Raw genomic sequence first — 23324 nt, 5'->3', positions numbered from 1 at the left:
AGCGCGGCGCACTGACCGCAGATGAGTCCGCGCTTCAGCGATGTGCAACTGGGCGTGCTGGGCGGCGGCCAATTGGGACGCATGCTGCTGGCGCCGGCCCTGCAGCTGGGTCTGCAACCATTCTATCTGGACGGCGACGCCGAGGCGCCCTGCAGTTTCCTGAAGGGCTTCGTCCACGGGGCGGTCTCTGATCGAAAGGCGGTGCTCGATTTTGGCGAACGCTGCGACCTCTTGACTATCGAAATCGAACATGTGAATTGCGACGCCCTGGAGTTGCTGGCGGCGCGCGGCAAGGTTGTGCGACCGGGGCCGCAAGTTATCGCACTCATTCAGGACAAGCTGGCCCAGAAGCAATTCTATGTTCAGCACAAACTTCCGACGCTCGAGTTCCACTCGATTGAGCGGCGCGAAGACTTGCGCGAATTGCGTGATTGGTTTCCGCTGGTACAGAAGCTGCGGCGCGCCGGCTACGACGGGCGCGGCGTGCAGGTCTTGCGCGGGCCGGATGAGATTGAGCGCGGTTTTGACGCCCCTTCGATAGTAGAACGGCTGGCCGCATTTGAAAAGGAGATCGCGGTTATCGTTAGCCGGCGATCCGATGGCGGCCTGGCCTCCTTCCCGGCGGTCGAAATGGAATTTCACGTGGAGGCGAACCTGGTAGAATTGCTCTTTGCCCCGGCTTCGATCAGCTCCGATCAAGAGCGGCGCGCCATGCAGATTGCCTTCGCTGCCGCCGAGGCGCTGCAGATCGAAGGTCTATTGGCGGTGGAGATGTTTTTGCTGAGCGATGGCAAACTGGTAATCAACGAGATGGCCCCGCGCCCGCACAATAGCGGTCATCATACAATTGAAGCTTGTAACAGTTCGCAGTATGCGGAGCATTTGCGCGCTATCCTTGGCCTGCCGGCCGGCGACTGCCGCCTGCGCCAGCCGGCTGCTATGATCAACCTGTTAGGCGCCAGTGGCGCCTCCGGCGCAGTTCGCTATAAGGGTCTGGAAAAAGTCCTTGCCTGGCCGGGGGTCCATGTCCACCTCTATGGCAAGCGTCAGACGCGTCCCTATCGCAAGATGGGTCACGTTACCGTAGTTGCGGCCAGCGCGCAGGAAGCCATCGCCCGCGCACGGCAAATTCGAGACATGATTCAGGTAGAGGGCGCGGAACAATGATTGCGCAGGTGGGAATCATCATGGGCAGCAAGTCGGACCTCGCCATTATGGCTGAGGCTGCAGGCGCGCTGGAAGAATTTGGGATCGACCATGAGGTGACAATTGTCTCGGCGCACCGCACCCCGCATCGTCTTGCAGACTACGCACAGAGCGCCGCAGAACGAGGATTGAAAGTTCTGATCGCTGGCGCCGGCGGCGCAGCGCACCTGCCGGGCATGACCGCTGCTTACACTGCGCTTCCAGTCATCGGCGTGCCGGTTCGCTCTTCCAATTCGATCGACGGCTGGGATTCAATCCTGTCCATTCTGCAGATGCCGGCAGGCGTTCCGGTGGCGACTGTCGCGCTGAATCAGGCTCGCAATGCCGGTCTGCTGGCGGTGCGCATCCTTGCCGCTCAGGACGATTCGCTCCGGGCAAAGATGAATCGATTTCTCGAGGCGCAGCGCGATGCGGTTCTGCAGCAGGCCGGCGAAATGGAATCCAGAGGATATAAGAATCTTCTGTAATACTGTAGTAATTTCCAATTGGGCGGCGGCTCGGTCGCTATGCCGGCGCGCCTTCGCCGGATCAGCTGCGAAAACTGCGAACTGCTTTCGCTAACGAAATTGCCAGCGCGTTTCCAGAAATTTCAGATACGCCTGCACCGCAGCCTGGGCGGCGCCGTTTTGAGCGCGGATCGCCAGAACGACCTGGCCGGGACGCGTTTCTACTGAATAGCGCAGCGCGCTGGCCTGCAGAGTCATCGCCTTATATTCGGCCGAATTTTCCATGCCCGGCAAGGTTGCCATTGCAAATTGACCGCGCTCAAAGCGCCGCTGCAGCAGTTCCAGATCCTGCCGGTAGCGCTCCTGTTGCGCCTGGCCGCCTTCGGCTGTAACCGAATATATAATTTCGCCGCTGCCATTGGCGAAGTTGAACTGGCGCGCATGGTGCAGCGCCGTGTCCCGCGCGGCCATTTCCTCGCGGACCTTTGGCGTTGCCAGATACAACCCAGAGCCCAGCACCAGGGTAATCAGTGTGGCAATGCCAGCGTAGCGCAATTCGCGCAAATTGTCCCGGCGACTCTGGTCTGCGTGGACTTCAACTGGTGTGGCCATGGGTCAGTCCGCTCCGGGCGAAAGAAGGGTCACTCCGTTTTTTTACAATCGTCCAGGTAAGCATCCAGGGTGATCTGGCGCTGCTCCTCCAGAGTAGTGGCTGCTTCGGCCGCGCCTGAGCGAAAATCTGACTCTGCTCCGGAGCGACTTTCGTCAGCGGATGAGCGCCGCGGCGGCGAAGGCCGCCCCTGATGGGCGGCTCCCGTGGTCAGAAATTCACAGGCCCGCCGATCGCCGCTGGAAAAGCGCAAATACGAGCGCAATAGCTCAAGCCGCTTCGACCAGCTCAGCCTGACCGGCTCGTTTGCCGGCGTCTTGTTTTGAAGATCGACGCCTGCGGGCAAGGCCGTCAGCAGCGGCCAGAGCGCCTGCGCAATGCGCTGCGCCGCCGCCTCGGCCGCTGCTGGCGCTGGCAGGCGATCCTGATCGCGGCGGCAGGAGTGGCCCGGCGCCCAGGAATTCAGGCTCAACACCAGACCCCAGCCTTCCATCCCGCTGCGGCCCAGCGCCGGCCCGCCCATTACACTGCGCGCGCCATCCTCATCGGAACTGGAAAAGGGCCGCCGATCGACGCCATCCGCAAAAATCAATGCATTGGTAAGAATGAGATCATAGCGCGGCTGATGGCGCAAGTAACTGAGCCAGGTTTCCTCGCTGCTGCTTAGCTTGCTTTCCAGACAGGGGCGCTCTGCATCCAGCGCCTTCTGCTGCAGATCGGCCAGCTGGCGCAAGAGGAGCGTGACCTCCGCGGCGCTGCGGCCGGCATCCAGCAGCAGCTTGCGATTTCGGATTTCTGACTCGCGATTTAAATCAATCAATGCAGTTCGCACGACGCCGCCCTCGCTGCGCATGCTGCGTTCCATGAGAAAGACCGAATTCATCGGTTGGTCAAGAATGAATGCAATATGCAGGCCAGGCAAACGTTGTTCCAACAGGGCCTGCGTACGATCCAGAACCGGCGTCAGCGCCGCGCGACTCAGTTCAGAAAATTCTGAATCATTGAGCGCGCCCACTGCAATCGTCCATTGCAAATCGCCATCGGGACGCTCGCTGATGCCGCGGGCGCGCAACTGATGACCCCTGGCGTCTTCACGCAGGTCTTTCCAGAAGCGCTCGCAGCCAACAAAAACTGACTGAACAACGATCAGGAATGAAATGAAGAGAAGCGAGAGGCAGGTTGAATGCCGCACAGACCAGTGCAAGCGGGCGACGCGTAGTGTAAAGCGCTTTGAAAGGCCAGGATTACCGGGGTTCAGGCATCCTGCGCAGCGCCTGACTTGCCGCCGCGGTAGTAATCAATCACTGGCGTCAACTTCTTGAATGAATGTAGCAGACAATCGCGGCAGGTATTGCGCTGGTAAAGTTTGGCGACGCCCCTTCCGCACACACTGCAGCGCATTTTGTTGGTTTCCTCGGCTTCGTCCTTCGGCATCGTGAGCGCTCCGCTCATTTCCTTGCGATTCAGGAGAGAGCGAGAGAATCTGCAGGCGGGCGCACCGTCAAAGAAAAAACATCAGCTCTCTGCCGGTCGCGTCAAAAAGTTATTCACGCAATCTCCATGCGCAAACCCGGTCTCAAGTACCAGACTGCGAGGCGCCGAGATTCCGGCGAAAAGAAATGCGCCGCGAATTCCATTGCGCAGTCGGCTTTTTTTTGCTGAACTCTACGCCCGGCGCGCAGCTTGTGCCCTGATGAGTCTCAAGCGTACGCCGCTTTTTTCCGCACACGCCGCTCTTGGAGGCAAAATGACGCCGTTCGCCGGTTGGGAAATGCCGGTACAATACTCCTCTATCATAGATGAACACATGGCGGTCCGCAAATTTGCTGGAATATTTGATGTTTCGCATATGGGTGAAATTGCTGTACGTGGCAAAAATGCGCTGAATCTGCTGGAAAAACTGACATGCAACTCCGTCGCCGCCATGCAACCCGGACAGGTTCAATACAATGCAGTGTTGAATGCAGCCGGAGGCCTGGTGGACGATATCACCGTATATCGAGTCAATGAGACGGAATACTTCATTGTGGCCAATGCCTCCAATTACCTGACAGTGACGCAGCACCTTCGCTCGTACGCTGAAGGCGATGTTGAAATTGAAGATCAAAGCGAACGCTGGCATCTGCTGGCTGTTCAAGGCCCGCAGAGCGAGGAATGTCTCTTAAGCGCACTTGATTTGAACTTATCCGAAATCGGATATTTCCGATTTCAAGATTTTAGCTGGAAGGGAAAACTGCTGCGCATCAGCCGCACCGGATATAGCGGCGAGGATGGCTTCGAGATCTACTCCGACAATGAAAGCGGCCAGGCAATCTGGGAATTGATTCTCGGAACGCAGCGATCGAAAGGTTTGATTCCCTGCGGCCTCGGCGCTCGCGACACCCTGCGGCTGGAGGCGCTCTATCCGCTCTATGGCCATGAGCTCAACGAGCGCTGGACGCCGGTCGAAAGCGGCATCGGCTGGATTGTGCGTAAGAAATCGCCGCCCTACCTGGCCATGGATCGAATCCTGCGCGAGAAGGAGCGCGGCGTGACCGCACAGGTAGTTCCTTTCCAACTGCTGGAAGGGGGCGTTCCGCGCGAGGGTTACCCGGTGCTCGATCCTTCGGGCGTAAAGATTGCGCAGGTGCTGTCCGGCGCCTACTCGCCCAGCTTGCGCCATGGCATTGGCACGGCTTTTCTTCCAATTGCCATGCGCGCCGCCGGAACTAAATTGCAGATTGAGGCGCGCGGCCGCCTGTTGCAGGCCGAAACAGTCAGCGGGCCTTTTGTGCGCGGATCGGCGAAACGCGGAAAGTAGCTGCGCTGCAAGCTGCGAATACTTTACAGCAGGGGGGCCCGTCCCAGGCTGCCCGCCAATGGCCAGCAAGATTCCGGAAAATTGTCTCTATACGCCAAAGCATGAATGGGCCCGCGAGGAAGCCGGCCTGCTCTGGATTGGAATCACTGATTATGCACAAGATTCGCTGGGCGATATTGTATTTCTGAGTACGCCAGCGGTCGGCGCCGCACTTTCCGCCGGAATCAGCTTCGGGTCCATTGAATCTGTGAAGGCCGCTGAAGACCTCTATGCGCCGACCAGCGGCGTGGTGGCCGAAGTCAATGAGGCGCTGCGTTCCGCTCCGGAAAAAATCAATCAGGACGCATATGGCAGCTGGATCCTGAAGCTCAAAGACTTTGACCGTAGCCAGCTCTCCTCCTTGCTGAGCCCCCAGGCGTACAGCGAATTGCTGGCCAAAAGTGCAGGCTAAGCCCCCGAGGCCTCCCTCCGCCGGGATCTCCGATTCGGCAAAAACTCTTTACAAATAGCTTCCCGGAGGCAACCTGGAGACATCAGCTTTGCGGGGTAAATGATCGACATGGAGTGGGAGAAGATTCTGCGCGATTCCGTCCAGGATGGGACAATTCGAGAGCTCTACCTGCGTCATGTCCCCGTCTTGAAGACCTGTGAAAATTGGAACGATGTCAAGGAAATTGGGCTGATCGACCACCGCACCAAGTACGCCCACTACAAAGGCATTCTGGTAAAGTACGGCGAACGACTCTTCTATGTATCTGAGGAGCGTATGCATGCGCTGGCGCCGTTTCGCGAATGGAAAGCCAAGAACCGCATCAAAGTAACCGACTTAGAGAAAAAGTAAGTTTGTGACGATGTAACAATGAGCCGCTTCGACTACGAGGCCCCTGAGTATCAGGCCGACGGCTCTTTTCAGACGACTCATTTCACAATTGAAGGCTCCGCACAGAGCGGCTGGCGCATCCTGCGCAATTCACAGGCGTGGATGGAGCTTGGTCCGGGCTACGAAGCGCTGCCTACGCTCTATTGCGGCGTCTGTTCTACGGACCTGGCGCGCCGCTTCCTTCCCTACCCTTTGCCGCAGGTCATTGGCCATGAAGTTGTCGCCCTGCATGAGGGACGCCCGGCGGCCATCGAGATCAATGCCTCACACCTTGCACGCGGGCTGCACGATAGCAATTGCCCGTTCTGCAGCAAGGGCATTAACACTCAATGCCCGCAGCGAATCACACTCGGCATCGATCGCTTGCCTGGCGGATTTTCGCCGATGGTGCTGGCTCCCGTTGAGGCCATCGTCCCCGTGCCGGAAAATATCTCGCCGCTGGCGGCGGCGCTCACCGAGCCCTTTGCGGCGGCGCTGCAGGGCGTGGATTGCAGTCAGCCGCGGCGCGGCGAACGGATTGCGGTGCTCGGACCGCGGCGGCTGGGCGCATTGATGATCGCTGCACTCAACGCTTTTCGCAAAGAATGCGGCTACTCTTTTACCATCGTCGGCGTTGCGCGTCATGACTCACTGTTACAATTGTCACGCGATCTGGGCGCCGATGAGGCCCTTGATCTCCGGCAATGCAATCCGTCCAGCCTGGATAGAACCTTCGATCTGGTCTTTGATACGACCGGATCGATGCAGGGTCTGGAACTGGCCCTGAACATGGCGCGCCGCGCCGTGCATTTGAAATCGACCAATGGACAGGCGGCTTTCGGAATGCAACGTCTGACCGACCTGGTCGTGGATGAGCTGGCGCTTCTGCCCTTCCACGAATCCAATTTAAACTTCAAGTGGCCTGCAGAATCTGAGGCTCGTGAGAATCGAGCAATCTTTGCGGCGCCGGCCCTCAATTTCCAGGCGCGCCAGAAGTTGGAGCAATGGGCAAAGAGCAGCAGCCGTACGGTATACTCCCTCTCGCCTGCCGAAGCCGCCGACCGACTGGACGTCGGCGGCTATCCGCCGCAAGCGCCCTACCCCCGTTTTGATCTGGCCGTCGTCGATTCCCTTGCCGACGCTGATAGCATCATCCGACCGACTCCTCCGCGCGAGTTTTCGCTGCTGCGCGCCCGCGGTGCGATTTTGCTGGCGCCGCACCGCGCCGGCTCGCCGATTGCGCCAGAAGTCATGGAGAAAAGCGCCGCACCCTCGCTTGCTGATTCGCTTCTTGAGCGGCGGATCGCAGAAGGCCTGGAGCTGCACAGCTCGCGCTGCGGCGATTTCCGGCGCGCTCTGGCTATACTTTCGGCACATCCCGAAATCGCCGCGCGACTGCAGGAGAAAATGATCACCCAGCTGAAGCCGCTTTCGGAGATCTCGGAGGCGTTTCAGCTGGCGGCAGACAGCGGACGCAGCGTAAAAGTCGTAATGGAGACGCGTTGACCTGCCCGCCGACGCGCGCGCTTACTCTCCGCCGCCCGACTCGCCATCCGAAAGCTCGCTCAACTCTTTTACCCGGTATCCGATGCCCCGTACCGTCTCGATCGAAACGCCGTCAGCTCCTAGTTTTTGGCGCAGACCTACAATGAGCACATCCACGGAGCGAGCCGTTACTGGAGTTGCCTCGCCATGTACCGCTTCGACGATCTGATTGCGCGTAAATACCCAACCAGGCTTGCTGCAAAAGAGCTGAAGAATGCGAAACTCGCTGCGCGTCAGCTGAATCAGTTCATCCCGACGGCGCACTTCGAAGCGCCGCGGATCGATCGCAATGCCGCCATACTGTAGAATTCGGTCGACCTCTGAGGGCGTCGCAGTCTGCTTCCGGCGCCGCAAAACAGCGCGCACCCGAGCGATGAGAACACGCGGGCTGAATGGCTTGGTAATATAGTCGTCGGCGCCAAGTTCGAGACCGCTGACTATGTCAGCCTCCTCATCCCGGGCGCTGATCATCACTATTCCCGTTCGTGCAGTTTCTGAACGACTGCGCAACTGGCGGCATAAATCGAGACCATCCATATCTGGTAGGTTCAGATCAAGGAGTACTAGATCAGGGGTGCGCTCTTTGACAGAGCGTATTGCCGGCTCCCCGCGATCCTTGACCTCCACCTGAAACAGCGCAGGATCCAGGGATTTTTGGATTAGCGCGACAATATCGCGATCATCCTCAATGAGCAGGACTAGTGGGCGCGTCATGAGCAGGGCCAGTGTGACGGCCGCTCCCGAAATGTGTCAACTACAGCGCAGTGCTGACCATCCCGCAACGCTACTGAATTTCGATTGTAAGGACCCGGGACTGAAGCGCTGTGGCCGGACGATGACTGCGCTCAGCGTAAACGTAAACAAAATCGCGCTTTTGCGAAACTCGAGGCCATTGAACTACCCTGAGCCGGCCGCCGCCGCGCGCATTTGCCTGGAGGCCGGCGCCGCTGGCGTTACAGTCCATCCGCGACCTGATCAGCGCCACATTCGTCCGGCAGACGTCATCGCTATCGCCAGGCTGATTGGCGAAGAATTTCCAGATCGGGAGTTTAACATTGAAGGCAATCCCTTTGAACCTGATTTTCTGGAGCTTGTGCAGGAGGCGCGCCCTGCCCAGTGTACGCTGGTGCCCGATGCGCCCGGACAGGCCACGTCCGATCACGGTTGGAATCCAGAAACCGATAGTCGTCGACTGAGCGCGGTATTGGAAAAGCTGCACGAAAACGGGACGCGCAGCAGTCTCTTCATGGACGCGAACCCCAAATGGATTGAAGCCATTGCCAAATTGCGACCGAATCGCATTGAACTTTATACAGAACCCTACGCTCGCGCGGCGGAGAGGCCAGAAGCTGCCGCTGTCTGCCGCCAGTTTGCCGAATGCGCACAACTTGCCGATGGCCTGGGGCTAGGCGTCAATGCCGGTCATGATTTAAGTTTGAGCAATCTTGGCCCGCTGTTGCAGGCAGCCCCGATGATCTGCGAAGTCAGCATCGGCCATGCGCTGATCGCCGACGCTGTGTTCAGCGGACTGGCCGACGCCGTATACAGGTATCTGTCCGTAATTCGTCTGGCAGCCAAAGCCTGAAACAAGGAGCGTCTTGATGACTGGAAAGCCCGTAACTCCGCTGGTGGCTTGCGATGCGCTGATTGAAATCGGCAACCGAGTATTGCTCATCGAACGAAGGAATCCGCCGCATGGTCTGGCAGTGCCTGGCGGCTACATGGATATCGGCGAATCTGCGGAACAGTGCGCTATTCGCGAAGCCCGCGAAGAGACCGGTCTGGATGTCGAACTGCTGGCTTTGCTTGGCGTTTATTCTGATCCCCGGCGCGATCCGCGCGGTCAGGTAATCACGATGGTTTACGTAGCGCGCTCCGCCGGGCAGCCAGTCGCTGGAGATGATGCCGGGGCTATCGTCATGGTCGATCCGGCGAATCCGCCGCCGGGCCTGGCTTTCGATCATCGACGCGTCCTTTACGACTACGTTTGCTACAGGCGCGGCGAGGGTCCTCCGGCGCCGGCCTTGATGCTGGATCGACTGCGGAGGCCAATTACTCAACCCTGAGCGGCAGCACGGACGTGTTGAAAAAAGAAGCCAAAGGTTGCAGCAAGTTCCAGCACCTCAGCAGCCATTGAAAAACGCAGACCGGCATCGCCGTGCGACAGAAAGGGCGTCAAACAGAGGCGCGCCGGCTTGCCCAGCCGCTTTAGCTCGGCAAAGAGATTGGTCGATTCCTCTGGCGGAATGACATTGTCGGCGACGCCGTGTACGATGGCAACCGGAGCGTCCAGGGCTGCAAGGTAGCGCGCCGGCGAGATCTTTGGATAGATCAAATCCGCCTGCTTGCTTTTCAGAATTGCGCGGGACACGGAAAGTCGATAGGCGGAGGATTCCATCAGGCGCTGCATCAATTTTCGTTCGGACGCGGGCAGCTTTGCAATCAGCGCCGGCGCTCGCTGCTGCGCGCCTTCACGGCGAAATCCATTGTCGAGGGCGCGTTCCTTGATCGCGCGAAAGAGAGCAGGATGCGCCTTCAAGGCTAGAGGACCGAAATTCCAGAGCACCACCATCATTCCGTAGTCGTCGGCGCGCTCCGCACCCAGCAAAAACTGCATGGCAGTGTCGACATGACTGAAGCCGCCGATGGCGCAAAGCGCTGCCACTCGATTGCGCGCTGGACCTCGTGCGGCGGCAATAATGCCAAGGCCGGCAGAGAAGGATGGCGCCATCAGCCCAATAGGCTTGCCGTCCCCGAGTTCCGGATGCATGGAGGCAGCCACAAGGCTCGATTCGATTTGGTCGACCTGGCGCGGCGCGATCAGCAGCTTCTGAATGTCATCATATTGCGGCGCGATGGCGCGATATCCAGCAGAAGCCAGTGCGCGGCATACGATGTTGACACGCGGGTCCTTGCTGCCCTGCACCGACATTCCGTGTACAAACAGAACATTGCCAAAGACCTGATCCGGGGGCTCATAGACTAAGGCCGGCTGCTTCTTGCGGCCCGCAGCGAGGCTGATTTCACGAACGGACAAATGCCCAAAGCGCTCCAGAGTAAGCCGCACCATGAACTTGAGGGCATGCAATCGTGCAAACATCGTCGGCCTTGATTGGCAGTGCGCCGCGGCTTCGCAATGAAATTTGCAGGTTGACGCCAGAGTGCAATCGGTCTGGCATTGATTAGATCCAAACCCGTGGAGAAGATCGAGCGAATTGCATGCCTCTACCTGGCATTCCTGAATCATCCTCGGGGCCTATCTTTCGCGGAGATCCGCAATTCCATGCCGGTTGCATACGAAGGGCAGCCAGAATCGGCGCGGCGTAAATTTGAGCGTGATAAAGACGAGTTGAAGGCGCTCGGCCTGCCGTTGCAGCACTATGCTCCCGATTCGCGCCTGCCCGATGGTCGAACGGCGCGCGATCATGTCTATGCAATCTCCGAAGAAGCGGAGCCAATGCCGGTCATCCAGCTGAGCGCCGAGCAAGCGCAGATTCTGGCAATGCTGCTGCTGGGCGCAGCAGCCGACTCTCCGCCTGCTGGCGATCACGAACGCGCGTTGTTGCGATCGGCGGCAGCCAAACTGTTGTATTTGAATCCGCACGCACTGAAAGAGTACGAAGATGCGGCGCCGGCCAAAAATTCCCGGGCGCGCCCTGTCGATTCACCGGAGCTGACGGCGGCCCTGGAAACGCTGGCTGCTGTCCACGACGCGATTCACAGGCAGCGCGTCCTGGAGTTCAACTACCGGGCGCGGGATGGAAGGTCGCAACATCGACGGGTAGCGGGGCGCGGTCTCATCGCTCACCAGCGACGTTGGTGTCTGGCGGCCTACTGCTACGATCGTCGTGCAATTCGCTTGTTCTATCTAGATCGCATGGATACCGTCCGGATCAGCGAAACCCGATATGAAAAGGATCCATCCTTTAATATTCGCAACTATTCATTGCATCCATTGGCCGTTCATGTCCATGATCCGCAGCAAATTGCCATCAAACTCGATTCACAACGCGCCGACGAAGCGATGGAATTCCTGACGGCGGCAAATGGAACGCTGGAGATAAGGCAAACTTCGGAAACGCAGCTGAATTTGACGCTTACCAATCGCGAAGCTTTGTTTGACTGGATGCTGAAGAAACCGGGAATCGTGGTCGCTCTTGGTCCGGCGCAGGCCCGCGAGCAATTTGAAGAATACCGTCAGGCGGTGATCCAATTGTACAAGGCGAGCGCTCCTTGATGTCTGCCGATGCTCGATTGCGTCGGCTGCTGCGTTTGCCGGCTTTTATTTGCGCCAGGCAGGGCATGACATTGGCCGAACTTGCCGCTCAGGCAGACTATCCCAACGAAGCAACGCTCAAGCGCGATCTTGACCAACTGATGATGTTCGGCGCACCCCCCTTTTCGCCCGCTGACTTTGTCACCGTTTCCATTGAAGACGATCGCGTGTTTCTGGATTTTCCCATGGGCCTCGATCGACCGCTGAGTCTGACAGCCCACGAATGGGCCGCCGTGCAGCGACGTCTTGGCCGCGAGCTGGAGTTTCGCACCGCCGGCGATCCAGTGAGTGATCACTTACGTCGGCTTTTGGGTCAGATAGATCGGATTCCGGTTTCGATCGAACCCGCTGACGCCTATGCTGGCAAGCGCGCTCTGATCCAGGAAGCGCTGGATGACGGACTGCAGCTTGAATTTCTCTACCGAACGCTCTCCTCCAGAGAAGCGGAGCTCCGTCGAATCGATCCCTGGGCTCTGCTGCGACGCGGTGCAGCCGACTATTTGATTGGCTGGTGTCACGCTCGCAAAGAGGCGCGCAGTTTTCACCTCGATCGTATCGACGATCCAGGCATACTTGAAGCGCCGCTCGTTTCAAGGGCTCCCGATGATCTCATGCGTATCGTGCAGCAGAGCCCGATCTTTCAACCAGCTGGATCGATTCGAGTGCGCATTGCATTTCGCGATGTTCTGCGCCAGGCTCTTGAGATGCAAACGCCGTTGTCAGATGTGCGGCCAATCGACGCCGACGAATTTCATCTCCTTACCTCAAATACTGGAAATACAACTCCGTCTCTGCCAGAGAATTCGGCATCAGACCAGGCGCCGCTTTCGACCTGGCTTTCTGCAGAAACTACCTGCGCCGAAGCGATCTGGTTCCGCACCATGCTGCGCGGTTTTGGACCTGGCATTGCAATACTCAGTCCGAAATCACTGCGGGCGACCTTTCTGGCGGAGCTCCAGACGATGCCGACGCCCGCGCCCCTCTGAGCTTGAGCCCAGGCCGCGGACAGTGAGCTGCCGATCAGAAGGCGCTGGCCAGGAGGGTAGCATCGAATGCGCTTGTCATCGCCGGTCTGAAACGGTTGCTGGTCAGTCAGCGTCCAAGGCACAACCTGTATGAAAACTCAATCGCTTTCCGAAGCTCTGCATGAGCGCATCCTGATCCTCGATGGCGCGATGGGCACCATGTTGCAGCAGCGCCGCTTCGAAGAACAGGACTACCGTGGCGAGCGATTCAAGAATCACGCCCATGAACTCAAAGGCAATTCGGACATTCTGGCGCTGAGCCAGCCCGACGCGATTCTCGAAGTTCATCGCGCCTATCTGGAAGCAGGCGCCGATATCATCGAAACGAATACCTTTTCTTCGACCAGCATTGGTCAGGCCGATTATGCCACCGAGGGATTGGCGTACGAAATCAATCTGGCCGCGGCGCGCATTGCGCGCCAGGCCGCTCAGGAATATACCGAACGGGATCCATCCAGGCCGCGCTTTGTAGCCGGCGCAATCGGCCCGCTGAACAAGGCGCTCAGTCTTTCGCCGGATGTAAACAATCCCGCTTTTCGAGCGGTAAGTTTCGAGGAGGTCGTGGCAGCATACTCCGAACAGGTGCGCGCTCTGGCCGAGGCCGGCGTCGATGCGTTTCTTGTAGAAACCGTATTCGATACGCTGAATTGCAAAGCCGCGCTGTTTGCAATTCAGCGTTACAATCGAACCGCGAAGTCGCCAATTCCGATTATGGTTTCTGGCACTATTGTCGACATGAGCGGCCGAACGCTTTCCGGACAAACCACAGAGGCATTCTGGATTTCTATTTCACACACGCCGCACCTGATCAGCGTCGGATTGAACTGCGCCCTGGGATCCGAACAAATGCGCCCGTTTCTTCAGGAAATGTCGCGAGTGGCCAGTTGCCGGGTCAGCCTTTATCCGAACGCCGGTTTACCGAACGAGATGGGCGGCTACGATGAGACGCCGGAATACATGGCTAATGTGGCCAGGGACTATGCTCGACATGGTTTCCTCAACATTGTTGGCGGTTGCTGCGGGACCACGCCAGCGCATATCCGCGCTATCGCAGCAGCGGTGCGCGAAGAAAAACCGCGCACGCCGGCAGCGCCGCTGCCACTGTTGCGTCTCTCCGGTCTGGAGCCATTGATCGTCAGACCGGAATCCAATTTTGTAAATATAGGGGAGCGCACCAACGTCACCGGTTCGAAGAAATTCGCCAGACTCATTCTGGCTGGCGACTACGAAGCCGCATTAGCCGTAGCTCGCGAGCAGGTTGAAAGTGGCGCCCAGGTCATCGACATTAACATGGATGAGGGGATGCTCGACTCCGAGCAAGCGATGACAACTTTCTTGAACTTGATAGCTGCAGAACCCGATATCGCTCGCGTTCCAATCATGATCGACTCCTCCAAGTGGTCGGTCATTGAAGCCGGGCTGCGCTGCGTTCAAGGCAAATCCATTGTCAATTCCATCAGCCTGAAGGAAGGCGAAGAGGTTTTTCGGAATCGTGCGCAAACGGTTCGAGACTACGGGGCCGCCGTAGTAGTCATGGCCTTCGATGAAAAAGGCCAGGCTGACAATTATCAGCGCCGTATAGAAATCTGTCAGCGCGCCTACAGAATACTCGTGCAGGAAGTCGCATTCCCTCCTGAAGATATTATTTTTGATCCAAATATTTTGACAGTTGCTACTGGAATCGAGGAACACAACAACTATGCGTTGGACTTCATTGCTGCCGTGCAATGGATCAAGCAAAGTCTGCCGGGCGCGCGAACCAGCGGCGGCGTAAGCAATATATCCTTTTCCTTTCGCGGCAATGATGTCGTCCGCGAAGCGATGCACTCTGCATTTCTTTATCATGCAATTCGAGCCGGCCTGGACATGGGGATTGTAAACGCCGGACAGCTGGCCGTCTACGAAACCATTGAAGCCACGCTGCTGGAACGTGTGGAGGATGTCCTCCTCAATCGCCGGCAAGACGCAACAGAACGGCTGATTGCCCACGCCGAACTCGTAAAGGGCAAAGGCATTGAGGACCGCAGCGAAGCACAAGCATGGCGCACACAGGCAGTAGAAGAACGCATCAAGCATGCACTCGTAAAAGGAATTGTCGAGTATGTCGAAGCCGACGCTGAAGAAGCCAGGCTCAAATACGGCCGGCCGCTAAGCGTAATTGAAGGACCGCTGATGGATGGAATGAATGTCGTCGGCGATTTATTTGGGGCAGGAAAAATGTTTCTACCTCAAGTAGTGAAAAGCGCACGGGTAATGAAGAAGGCTGTGGCCTACCTGGTGCCATACATTGAAGCTGATCAAGCTGGGGCCGTTCGCAAAAACGGCGTAGTTTTGCTGGCCACAGTCAAAGGCGATGTTCACGACATTGGAAAGAACATTGTCGGCGTTGTGCTGGCCTGCAACAACTTCGAAGTAATTGATCTCGGAGTGATGACGCCGTGCGAAAAGATTCTCGACGCGGCCATCCAGAATTCAGCGGACGTCATTGGACTCTCGGGCCTGATCACGCCGTCGCTGGATGAGATGGTTCACGTTGCCGAGGAAATGGAACGACGCAAAATGCGCCTGCCGCTGCTGATCGGAGGCGCTACAACTTCTCGGATTCATACGGCGGTAAAAATTGCGCCGGCTTACGATAACCCGGTCGTACATGTCCTTGATGCATCTCGCAGTGTACCTGTCGTGCAGAGTTTGATTACTCCGGAGCAAAGGGAGGCTTATTCCAGCCAAATTCGTGCTGAATATGACTCGCTTCGGGAGGAACACCTGCGTCGGCAGACCGCAAAGAAATTACTAACGCTTGCGGAGGCGCGATCCAATCGGCTTGCGATAGATTGGTCAAGCGCCGACCTTCCAACGCCGCGACAACTGGGGGTACACGCAATTCAGGCCAGCATTGCAGAACTCCGTCCGTTCATCGATTGGTCCCCTTTCTTCCTGGCCTGGGAATTGAGCGGCAAGTATCCGGCTATTCTCGATGACCCGAAGTTCGGCGAGGAAGCTCGAAAGCTTTTGGCCGACGCAAATCGATTGTTGGATCGATTCGAAGCAGAAAAACTTGTCCAACCCCGCGGAGTATATGGGCTGTTTCCGTCCAATTCCAGGGGAGATGATATAGAAGTCTATTCCGCTGCCGATCAGAGTCAAATTGTCTGCACCTTTCATACACTACGTCAGCAAACAGAGAAGCGCGCTGGCGAACCAAATCGCGCATTGGCTGACTTTGTCGCACCGTCCGATTCAGGCCGGATGGACTATCTGGGCGCATTTGCCGTCACCGCCGGTATGGGGGTCGAGGAACTTGCCGCGCGATTTGTCGCTGAGCATGATGATTACCAATCTATATTGGCCAAGGCAGTTGCTGATCGTCTGGCAGAGGCCTTTGCCGAATATCTGCACTGGAAGATTCGTCGTGAATTCTGGGGATATGCCCCCGACGAAGATGCTTCGTCCGAGAGGCTCATTCGTGAAAAATATCGCGGCATTCGACCGGCGCCAGGATATCCCTCTCAGCCTGACCATACTGAAAAGGATGCTCTATTTGCGTTGCTCGAGGCTACCAGGCATACCTCGATCTCTCTTACCGAATCCCGCGCCATGACTCCAGCAGCGTCCGTATGCGGGATAATTTTTGCTTCACAAGACGCTGATTACTTCAATGTCGGCATGCTCGGCCGCGATCAGGTCGAAGAATACTCCAAGCGCAAAGGTCAGTCGGTTGCGGATACTGAAAAATGGCTTCGGCCCAATATCGCTAGCTAGAGTTTCGGATATAGTACCAGGCCGGCGGCGGATACAGGTCTGGGCGTAGATCCCAGAGTCGGGCGAGGCTTTGCAGGCGCCCAGGCATATCGGCAAGGCTAACATTTTTCAATTCGATAGAACGGAATGTGTTATGTGGCCAACAGTGGTACGTACTACGGATCGAAAAAGGAACAGACGCAACGTAGCGGACGATCGGGTCCCAGTGCCCATGATTTGATATTGATATGCTGGAGACAAGAAGCAGAAGGACCAAATGTGCGATCAAAAGACTTCTGGAAACACTATGGTATCGTGCGATTGCAGAAACTCTCTCCCAAAGGCCAGGACTAATGCGAATTCGCAGCCGCTCCAGGTTTGTCGTCGCGCGCTGATATTCAGTGGAACAGGGGTGCGATCCTCCGGCAAAGTGAGTTCGCAGTAGATGTCGGCCGTGCAGTGCAACGGCCGCGTCCAGCATCCTGCAAAAAGGAACAAAGCGCCAATCCTTGCTTTCATTCCAGAATTCAAGCAGATGAGCTGGGACCATAATTGTAGTATTGTGGGTCGGTCCTTCAATACGGTCGGAACGCGAGACTTCGATGGATCTATCGGGAGCAAGCGCGATCATTTCCAGCTGGTGTTGCCGAAGCGCTGAACGTTCCTATCAAATTTGTGGTACGTACCACAGCTCCCCGTTAGCAATTTTTGAAATACATCGGGTATTCCCGTGGCCGAGATTCCTGCGACCATAGTCGTGGGCGGACAGGCATGGCCGCATCCAAACTCGGTCGGGCAGATTCACGCCGGGAAAGGAAAAAAGGCGCCTACTACAAACCTTGCTTGTATTGAGCGGAGGGCGTGGTTCGATCACTTTCCTGCTGATTACGGCCAACTCAAAATCTGATCGACATCCTCAGCAGCCAGACAGGGAACTCCTGAGCTATGGGCCGAGTCCGTTATTGAGAGGGGGGTGCAGGCGCCCAATTCTTTCGCCAGACCATGAAGCGAAGGCGCATGAACAATGCAGGATTTTTTGCTGACGCTGCAATAGAGAAGCCGGGAATTGCAGGGATGGCACGTAAGACTCGCCGCTCCGAAACGGCCTTCGATGGACTACGAATCGCGGTGGTGCATGATTGGTTGACAGGCATGCGCGGCGGCGAAGTAGTCCTTGAGGAGATCTTGCGGATCTTCCCTCAGGCGGATCTCTTCACGCTTTTACATAATAGAGGGCGGCTCAGCGAGGAAATTGAACAGCGGCGCATTACCTGCAGCTTCATCAACCGATTGCCGCTGAAGAATCGACTGTACCGGCACTACCTTGCACTGTTTCCGACAGCTATTGAAAGACTGAATCTTGTCGACTATGATTTAGTTCTCTCAAGTTCGCACTGCGTTGCCAAAGGAGTCATCCCGGGCCCCAGGGCGGCACATGTATCTTATGTGCATAGCCCGATGCGCTACGTCTGGGACCAGTACCAAAGGTATTTTCCGCCTACGGGCGTAATCAATCGCCTGGTAGTTCCCTTTCTTGCCAATTACCTGCGCCTGTGGGATGCAGCTTCCAATGCGCGCGTCGATCGCTTTGTCTGTAACAGCCGCTTTGTAGCGGCGCGAATCGCAAAATACTATGGGCGGCAGGCGATACCCGTTGCCCCGCCATGCGTTGCAGATGATTTTGTCTCTCCGCGTGCCGCCACCCCTCGAGGCGACTTCTACCTTATCGTTAGCGCGCTGGTTCCTTACAAACGCATCGACCTTGCAATTGAAGCGTTCAGAAGGGACTCCACTCGGCGATTGATCATCATTGGCAGCGGGCCGGAAGAGAAGAAGCTCAGAAAGTCGCTGCCAGATAACGTTCAAATGCCTGGCCCAAAGAATCGAGCGGAGATCGAAGCGCTTTACGCGAGCGCGCGGGCGCTTATCTTTCCGGGCGAAGAAGACTTTGGGATTGTTCCGGTTGAGGCCCAATCCTTTCTATGTCCCGTGATTGCCTACGGCCGCGGCGGAGCGCTGGAAACCGTCGTAAACGGGAAAACCGGGGAATTTTTCTACGAGCAAACGCCGCATTCCTTGCTTGATGCGATACTTCGATTTGAGAAGCGTTCCTATCGTACCGAAGACTTGCAAAAGAACGCGCGAAAATTTAGCGCTTCTGCATTCAGAAGCGGCCTGCTCCGAGAGGTGCAGTTAGCTTTAGAAGGAAAGCGGAGCCCCTGCACATGAAGGTCATATATCTTACAGACATTCATGACGCACTCCGCGAATTGCGAGTGCTCCTCAGCACCACGGAGGCGGATCTTTATTTGCTCTCCGGCGACATTCTCTATCGAGCATTCTACGACGAAGACAAACTGTATGAATTTGTCTGCTTGCAGGAGGACTTCTGGAATCTTGCCAGACGGCTAAAGGTAAAAATAGCCCCCTTCGATCTAGCAACAGATATCCTTCGGTTTCCGGAAAAGTACGGCGAAGACAACAAGGCGGATTCCCATCTCGAGCAAAAGGCTACAGATTATCGGCGCCTTTTTGAGAAGGCCGCAAAAAACATGAAGGAGAAATACGAAACCATAGAGGAGCTCATTGTTAAATTCAGTCATGCACCAGCGCTCGTGCTTCCGGGTAACTACGACATTGACTTGCGCTATACTTCGCTGCGAGATCGGGACTTACATCAGCAGCGTCGTGAAATTCGTGGTTTGGTATTGGCCGGCTATGGCGGAGCGCCTATTGCAACGCCGGGCATTCCGGAGAAGCTGGCAGTAGTATACCACGAGAGCCAGGAAGAGGGCCGGCTCTATTCGGAGCCGCAGGACTTTTTTGAGGAAATCCGCCCGGATATTCTAGCAATTCACAATCCTGCTTACGGATATTTCGACCGGGTTCCAATGTTTGGCCATGTCGGATCGCTTGGCATTCGCAATTACCTGGATCAAAATGCGCCCGCCCTTGTCGTCTCAGGCCATGTCCATGAAGACTACGGAGTGTGCCTGCGCAATGGCTCTCTGCTGCTGAATCCATCTAATTTTGGCGGCGTTGACTCTCCCTATGGCTGGCAGCCAGGCGGCGTCTATGCCGAACTTCAAATGGACGATCGATTTGTTCAGAACGTCGGAATTATGCGACTGGCCGAGGATCGCCACTTTGAATTGTTGAGGGTCTCTCGAATTGAAGATCGACTGCAGGGAACGGTTTGCACTGAGAATGCAGAGTACTGCCATCTTGATCTATCCGGCTTTGTGAGGGACGCGTCAGGCGCCGCCATTCAATGAAGCCGCCGTTTGGCGACCACGCCGTCGTCCAGGAGTTCAATCGAGTCAAACTGTACTTTCGAAGGTTGGAGACCGACGAATCGCGAAGTAGAATCAAGGAGTTTCGCCGGCTGGCGCTGCGTCTCCGGGCGACGGGCATTGAAGCCGCCTTTGACTTCGTTGGTTCACTCAACTTTGGCCAGTCTCTACCCCAGTCGGACGTCGATTGCGTTCTCTACTATTCCTGCCCTATACACGGCGAAATCCATTGTCCCGACAACTGTCCGACCTGCAAGGAGCTGCAGACCGCCGTCTTTGAAGGCATTGCCGACCTTCATGCGCCGCTAGCTTACAAAGTCGAATTCATAGATTGGCTAAACCTCGCGCATTTGCGGCGCGAAATAGAATTAGAAAACGCCGAGTCCGATCAACTCCTGGCTTTTGCTTTCTATCGGAGCATCAGTCGCGCAGTCAATGCACGCCTGCTGCGACCATTGCAAATTGATCTTACAGAGCGACCGGAATTAATACAAAGAATGAAGCCCAAGCTCTGGGAGATTTTTGACGCACTCGGCAAGAGTTCGCGGCACCGACTATCTTTCAAAAAGTACCAGCAGAGAGTGGAAGGTCAGGGCGCGCGCTTGCCTGATTCCATCGGCGAGGCAATTCGACTGGTTCTTGGCTTTCTCTTACCCGGCGCTGCCGGCGCCAGGGGGCCGGCCGAGGCCGCCGGGGAAGAGCCTCCAGACGACCGGAATTGACGGCTTAGCCAGCGCGCCGCGACGAACCCAGATTAGAACTCCGCGCAAAGACTCGCGAACCGCGCTAGCGATCGCTTTGCTGTATGCCGGACCTGCTCCCTCGTTTTTCACGCATTCGCAGAATCATCGTATCCAGGCCGTAAACCAGAGCGCCCAGTATTGTAAAGCCAACGATCGACTCCACCGGCATCCAGACAAAAACTGCGCCCAGCAAGCCGAGAAAACAACCCAGATACTGGATGTACTGTAGTTGATCGCTTGTCGAGCGCCAGAGCAGCCGCTCCAGCCGAACCTCGTCGAAGCGTTGCAAATTGTCGATGATGACTTCCTGAACGTTGATCTGTTCAATCAAAAACATAACCGCATTGAGCGCATAGTCTTCGATCACATGACTTTGCTCTTCCATTGCATCGGGAAGAGAGTGCAGGTAGTTGAACAGCCGCTCCTCATACTTGTCCATGCGAAATGAGAGACCGCCAATCACATCCTGCAAACGCGAGGAGATGTCCTGATCCCCGGTCAGCATCTTGTAGACGCGCAAGATGCCGCCTTCAACAAAACCGACATTCTCGAAATCAATCCCCTTGACGAAATCCCGAACCCGTTGTTGAAATTCTGGCGAACGCAGGAATTCATTGATATAGTGCTGCGAAACTTCCATGATATCCGATCGAAATTCCGGATTTCGCAGCAGGCTCCGCAGCGAATCAGTAATGCGTTCGCGATGCTTCGACACCATGCCGCTCTTGCGGATTTGATCGACTATCAGCTCCGAATTGATGATCTCTTTGCTGATCTGCTCGCCCAGACGAATGACAATCTGATTCTTGCGCGAAGGAATCAGCCCCTGGCCAAGCAGCGGTCGCTTTTTGCGAGGATAGAACAGCATCTTAATCGCCAGCCAGTTGGTACCGTAACCTACGAGGCCGGTAACACAAAGCGTGCGGACAATTCGTTCCAGCTGCAAGATTTCGCCGCGCCATGGAAGTTGCAGTGCAAAACTGAAGTCAAAGAAAATCGAAGCTCCAAAACCAACGACACAGAGATAGGGCAGCAATTTGAGCAGGAATAGAACCGGAGAAAAGCGCGATTCCGTACTGGGGAAAGTAACCTCGCGCGGTTCGGATCGGGGGGCCAGGCGGCGGCCCCATTTTTCCACCAGATGCAGCAATCGATCCGAAGTTATATCTCCGGAAGATCCGACATTCGAGCTGGCGGATGCAGCGGCGGAGTCGCCCTCGGCGTTCTGCTGGCTGCCCTTGATCTCTTCTGGATTCAGATGAGTACGCTCCAGCGCTAGAGAATGTAGCGCGACAGATCCTGATTTTCCACGACTTCCTTCAACCGCAGCTGTACAAATGCCCTGTCGATGCGCACCCTCTTCTGGTCCTCGTTGAGCTCGGGGGCGTCGAAGGAAACCTCTTCCAGCAGCCGCTCCATAATCGTGTGCAGTCGGCGCGCGCCGATGTTTTCCGTGGTCTCATTGACCCGAAAAGCAAAGGCGGCAATTTCATCCAGACCATCTTCGCAGAAGTCCAGTACGACTCCATCGACGGACAGCAAGGCCTGGGCCTGGCGAGTTAGAGAATTGCGCGGACCGGTTAGGATCTGGCGAAAATCCGATTCGCTCAGCTTTTCCAGCTCTACGCGAATCGGAAATCGACCCTGCAACTCGGGAATCAGATCGCTGGGCTTGGCGCTGTGAAATGCGCCGGCGGCAATAAACAGAATATGATCCGTCTTGATCGGCCCCTGGCGAGTATTCACAGTGGCCCCCTCGACAATGGGCAGCAGATCGCGCTGCACGCCTTCGCGAGAGACGTCGGCGCCAGCATGCATCTGGCTGCGACCACAGATCTTGTCCATTTCGTCAATGAAGATGACGCCCATCTGTTCGCTGCGGCGAATCGCTTCGCTCTGTACTTTGTCAGCGTCCACCAGACGATCCAATTCTTCTTCGATCAGGACGCGACGCGCATCGTGAATCGAAAGCCGGCGCCGTTTGCTTTTCCGCGGCAACAAATCGCCCAGCATGTTCTGGACCTGCATATCCAGATCTTCCATATTTGGTCCGCCGGATAGCACCTGCACCATTGGCAGCGCTGCGCTCTGCGTTTCCAGCTCGACCTCGCGCTCTTCCAGCTCGCCGGCATCCAGCTTCCGCGCCATCAAATCACGCGCCTGCAATCTGCGCTCCTCTTCGGCCGGATCGCGCGGCGCGTCGGCCTTGAGCCCGGCGTTGGCTTGCGCTCCGACCTGCGACAGTCCGGAAAGCGTCCGCAACAAATCCGGCGCGGCCCCCTGCGGTCGCGCCTCGTTGCTGCGACTTGACGGTAAAAGCAAGTCCAGCAGACGCTCGCGGGCGCCAGCCGCCGCCTGCTCCTTTACGCGCTCGCGATATTCCTTGCGGACCAGGTTGACGGCGCTGGCCACCAGATCGCGCACCATCGATTCAACATCGCGGCCAACGTAGCCGACTTCAGTGTACTTCGTTGCCTCGACTTTCAGAAAAGGCGCGCCCGTCAGTCTCGCCAGACGACGCGCGATCTCCGTTTTGCCGCACCCCGTAGGGCCAATCATCAAGATGTTCTTTGGATAGATTTCGTCGCGCAAGTCCTCGCTGGCCAGACGGCGACGCACTCGATTGCGCACAGCGAGGGCCACGGCGCGCTTGGCAGCCTGTTGACCGACGATATAGCGATCCAGCTCAGCGACAATCTGGCGCGGACTCATCTCTTCTACCAACCGTATCGAAGCGCTGGCGTCAAAATCGCGCGCCGTTGTCATCGCCATGGCGCCTG

The 23324-nt window shown here is 56.8% G+C and carries 23 protein-coding genes; 15 read left to right on the top strand and 8 right to left on the bottom strand.

The window, feature by feature from the left end:
- The first annotated feature begins 21 nt into the window (after positions 1-21).
- Positions 22-1167 carry a 5-(carboxyamino)imidazole ribonucleotide synthase gene (locus K1X75_02185; GenBank protein ID MBX7056847.1) on the top strand — a complete coding sequence of 382 codons (1146 nt, stop codon included), beginning with the start codon at positions 22-24 and terminating at the stop codon, positions 1165-1167.
- 20 nt (positions 1168-1187) lie between these two features.
- The gene (purE, locus tag K1X75_02180) at positions 1188-1673 is read left to right on the top strand and encodes a 5-(carboxyamino)imidazole ribonucleotide mutase (GenBank protein MBX7056846.1); all 486 of its coding nucleotides are present in this window, start codon (positions 1188-1190) and stop codon (positions 1671-1673) included.
- 90 nt (positions 1674-1763) lie between these two features.
- On the opposite strand, the gene K1X75_02175 is transcribed toward purE, so the two are convergent.
- The 3 genes from K1X75_02175 to K1X75_02165 form a co-directional block, all read right to left on the bottom strand.
- Complete coding sequence (locus K1X75_02175) at positions 1764-2264, bottom strand: hypothetical protein (protein ID MBX7056845.1); 501 nt, start codon at positions 2262-2264, stop codon at positions 1764-1766.
- A gap of 29 nt (positions 2265-2293) precedes the next feature.
- Complete coding sequence (locus K1X75_02170) at positions 2294-3454, bottom strand: hypothetical protein (GenBank protein MBX7056844.1); 1161 nt, start codon at positions 3452-3454, stop codon at positions 2294-2296.
- Between the two features lie 62 nt (positions 3455-3516).
- The gene (locus tag K1X75_02165; protein MBX7056843.1) at positions 3517-3714 is read right to left on the bottom strand and encodes a hypothetical protein; all 198 of its coding nucleotides are present in this window, start codon (positions 3712-3714) and stop codon (positions 3517-3519) included.
- Between the two features lie 238 nt (positions 3715-3952).
- Here K1X75_02165 and gcvT point away from each other — a divergent pair, with 238 nt between their 5' ends.
- The 4 genes from gcvT to K1X75_02145 all read left to right on the top strand — a co-directional run bounded on the left by gcvT (position 3953) and on the right by K1X75_02145 (position 7427).
- The gene (gene gcvT / locus K1X75_02160; protein ID MBX7056842.1) at positions 3953-5062 is read left to right on the top strand and encodes a glycine cleavage system aminomethyltransferase GcvT; all 1110 of its coding nucleotides are present in this window, start codon (positions 3953-3955) and stop codon (positions 5060-5062) included.
- A gap of 58 nt (positions 5063-5120) precedes the next feature.
- Positions 5121-5513, top strand: a complete 393-nt coding sequence (gcvH, locus tag K1X75_02155) for a glycine cleavage system protein GcvH (protein MBX7056841.1) — start codon at positions 5121-5123, stop codon at positions 5511-5513.
- Between the two features lie 108 nt (positions 5514-5621).
- A complete protein-coding gene (locus K1X75_02150) occupies positions 5622-5903 on the top strand; it encodes a hypothetical protein (protein ID MBX7056840.1) in 282 nt (93 codons plus the stop codon).
- An 18-nt stretch (positions 5904-5921) separates the two neighbouring features.
- Positions 5922-7427 carry an alcohol dehydrogenase catalytic domain-containing protein gene (locus tag K1X75_02145; protein ID MBX7056839.1) on the top strand — a complete coding sequence of 502 codons (1506 nt, stop codon included), beginning with the start codon at positions 5922-5924 and terminating at the stop codon, positions 7425-7427.
- Between the two features lie 21 nt (positions 7428-7448).
- Here the strand turns inward: K1X75_02145 and K1X75_02140 are convergent, their stop codons facing one another.
- Positions 7449-8180, bottom strand: coding sequence for a response regulator transcription factor (locus K1X75_02140; protein MBX7056838.1), 732 nt, complete (start codon positions 8178-8180; stop codon positions 7449-7451).
- Here K1X75_02140 and K1X75_02135 point away from each other — a divergent pair.
- Complete coding sequence (locus K1X75_02135; GenBank protein MBX7056837.1) at positions 8179-9051, top strand: pyridoxine 5'-phosphate synthase; 873 nt, start codon at positions 8179-8181, stop codon at positions 9049-9051. The genes K1X75_02140 and K1X75_02135 overlap by 2 nt on opposite strands.
- Before the next feature lie 16 nt (positions 9052-9067).
- Positions 9068-9532 (top strand): NUDIX hydrolase, encoded by a 465-nt coding sequence (locus K1X75_02130; GenBank protein MBX7056836.1) that lies wholly within the window; start codon positions 9068-9070, stop codon positions 9530-9532.
- On the opposite strand, the gene K1X75_02125 is transcribed toward K1X75_02130, so the two are convergent.
- On the bottom strand, positions 9523-10566 hold the full coding sequence (locus K1X75_02125) for a prolyl oligopeptidase family serine peptidase (protein ID MBX7056835.1): 1044 nt from the start codon (positions 10564-10566) through the stop codon (positions 9523-9525). The genes K1X75_02130 and K1X75_02125 overlap by 10 nt on opposite strands.
- A gap of 183 nt (positions 10567-10749) precedes the next feature.
- Here K1X75_02125 and K1X75_02120 point away from each other — a divergent pair, with 183 nt between their 5' ends.
- The 3 genes from K1X75_02120 to metH all read left to right on the top strand — a co-directional run bounded on the left by K1X75_02120 (position 10750) and on the right by metH (position 16529).
- On the top strand, positions 10750-11703 hold the full coding sequence (locus K1X75_02120) for a WYL domain-containing protein (GenBank protein MBX7056834.1): 954 nt from the start codon (positions 10750-10752) through the stop codon (positions 11701-11703).
- Positions 11703-12728 (top strand): WYL domain-containing protein, encoded by a 1026-nt coding sequence (locus K1X75_02115; protein MBX7056833.1) that lies wholly within the window; start codon positions 11703-11705, stop codon positions 12726-12728. The genes K1X75_02120 and K1X75_02115 overlap by 1 nt, the downstream gene beginning before the upstream one ends.
- A 129-nt stretch (positions 12729-12857) precedes the next feature.
- Complete coding sequence (metH, locus tag K1X75_02110) at positions 12858-16529, top strand: methionine synthase (GenBank protein ID MBX7056832.1); 3672 nt, start codon at positions 12858-12860, stop codon at positions 16527-16529.
- On the opposite strand, the gene K1X75_02105 is transcribed toward metH, so the two are convergent.
- Positions 16522-17139 (bottom strand): DUF1564 family protein, encoded by a 618-nt coding sequence (locus tag K1X75_02105; GenBank protein MBX7056831.1) that lies wholly within the window; start codon positions 17137-17139, stop codon positions 16522-16524. The two genes, metH and K1X75_02105, sit on opposite strands and share 8 nt — an antisense overlap.
- A 443-nt stretch (positions 17140-17582) precedes the next feature.
- On the opposite strand from K1X75_02105, the gene K1X75_02100 reads away from it, so the two are divergent.
- Genes K1X75_02100 through K1X75_02090 form a run of 3 tightly spaced genes read left to right on the top strand, consistent with a single transcriptional unit; the run spans position 17583 to position 20523 of the window.
- Positions 17583-18737 (top strand): glycosyltransferase, encoded by a 1155-nt coding sequence (locus K1X75_02100; GenBank protein ID MBX7056830.1) that lies wholly within the window; start codon positions 17583-17585, stop codon positions 18735-18737.
- Positions 18734-19783, top strand: coding sequence for a metallophosphoesterase (locus K1X75_02095; protein ID MBX7056829.1), 1050 nt, complete (start codon positions 18734-18736; stop codon positions 19781-19783). Before K1X75_02100 ends, K1X75_02095 begins: the two co-directional genes overlap by 4 nt.
- Positions 19780-20523 carry a hypothetical protein gene (locus K1X75_02090; GenBank protein ID MBX7056828.1) on the top strand — a complete coding sequence of 248 codons (744 nt, stop codon included), beginning with the start codon at positions 19780-19782 and terminating at the stop codon, positions 20521-20523. The genes K1X75_02095 and K1X75_02090 overlap by 4 nt, the downstream gene beginning before the upstream one ends.
- Positions 20524-20587: 64 nt before the next feature.
- Here the strand turns inward: K1X75_02090 and K1X75_02085 are convergent, their stop codons facing one another.
- Entirely contained in the window at positions 20588-21682 is a 1095-nt protein-coding gene (locus tag K1X75_02085) for a DUF445 family protein (protein ID MBX7056827.1), read from the bottom strand.
- 3 nt (positions 21683-21685) lie between these two features.
- Here K1X75_02085 and K1X75_02080 point away from each other — a divergent pair, with 3 nt between their 5' ends.
- A complete protein-coding gene (locus K1X75_02080) occupies positions 21686-21823 on the top strand; it encodes a hypothetical protein (protein ID MBX7056826.1) in 138 nt (45 codons plus the stop codon).
- On the opposite strand, the gene hslU is transcribed toward K1X75_02080, so the two are convergent.
- Entirely contained in the window at positions 21820-23310 is a 1491-nt protein-coding gene (hslU, locus tag K1X75_02075) for an ATP-dependent protease ATPase subunit HslU (GenBank protein MBX7056825.1), read from the bottom strand. The genes K1X75_02080 and hslU overlap by 4 nt on opposite strands.
- Positions 23311-23324: the final 14 nt, after the last annotated feature.

Source organism: Leptospirales bacterium (assembly GCA_019694655.1).
In the GTDB taxonomy this organism is placed as follows: domain Bacteria; phylum Spirochaetota; class Leptospiria; order Leptospirales; family Leptonemataceae; genus SSF53.
Note: the sequence above shows the minus strand (reverse complement) of the source record. Positions and strands in the feature narration are given on the sequence as shown.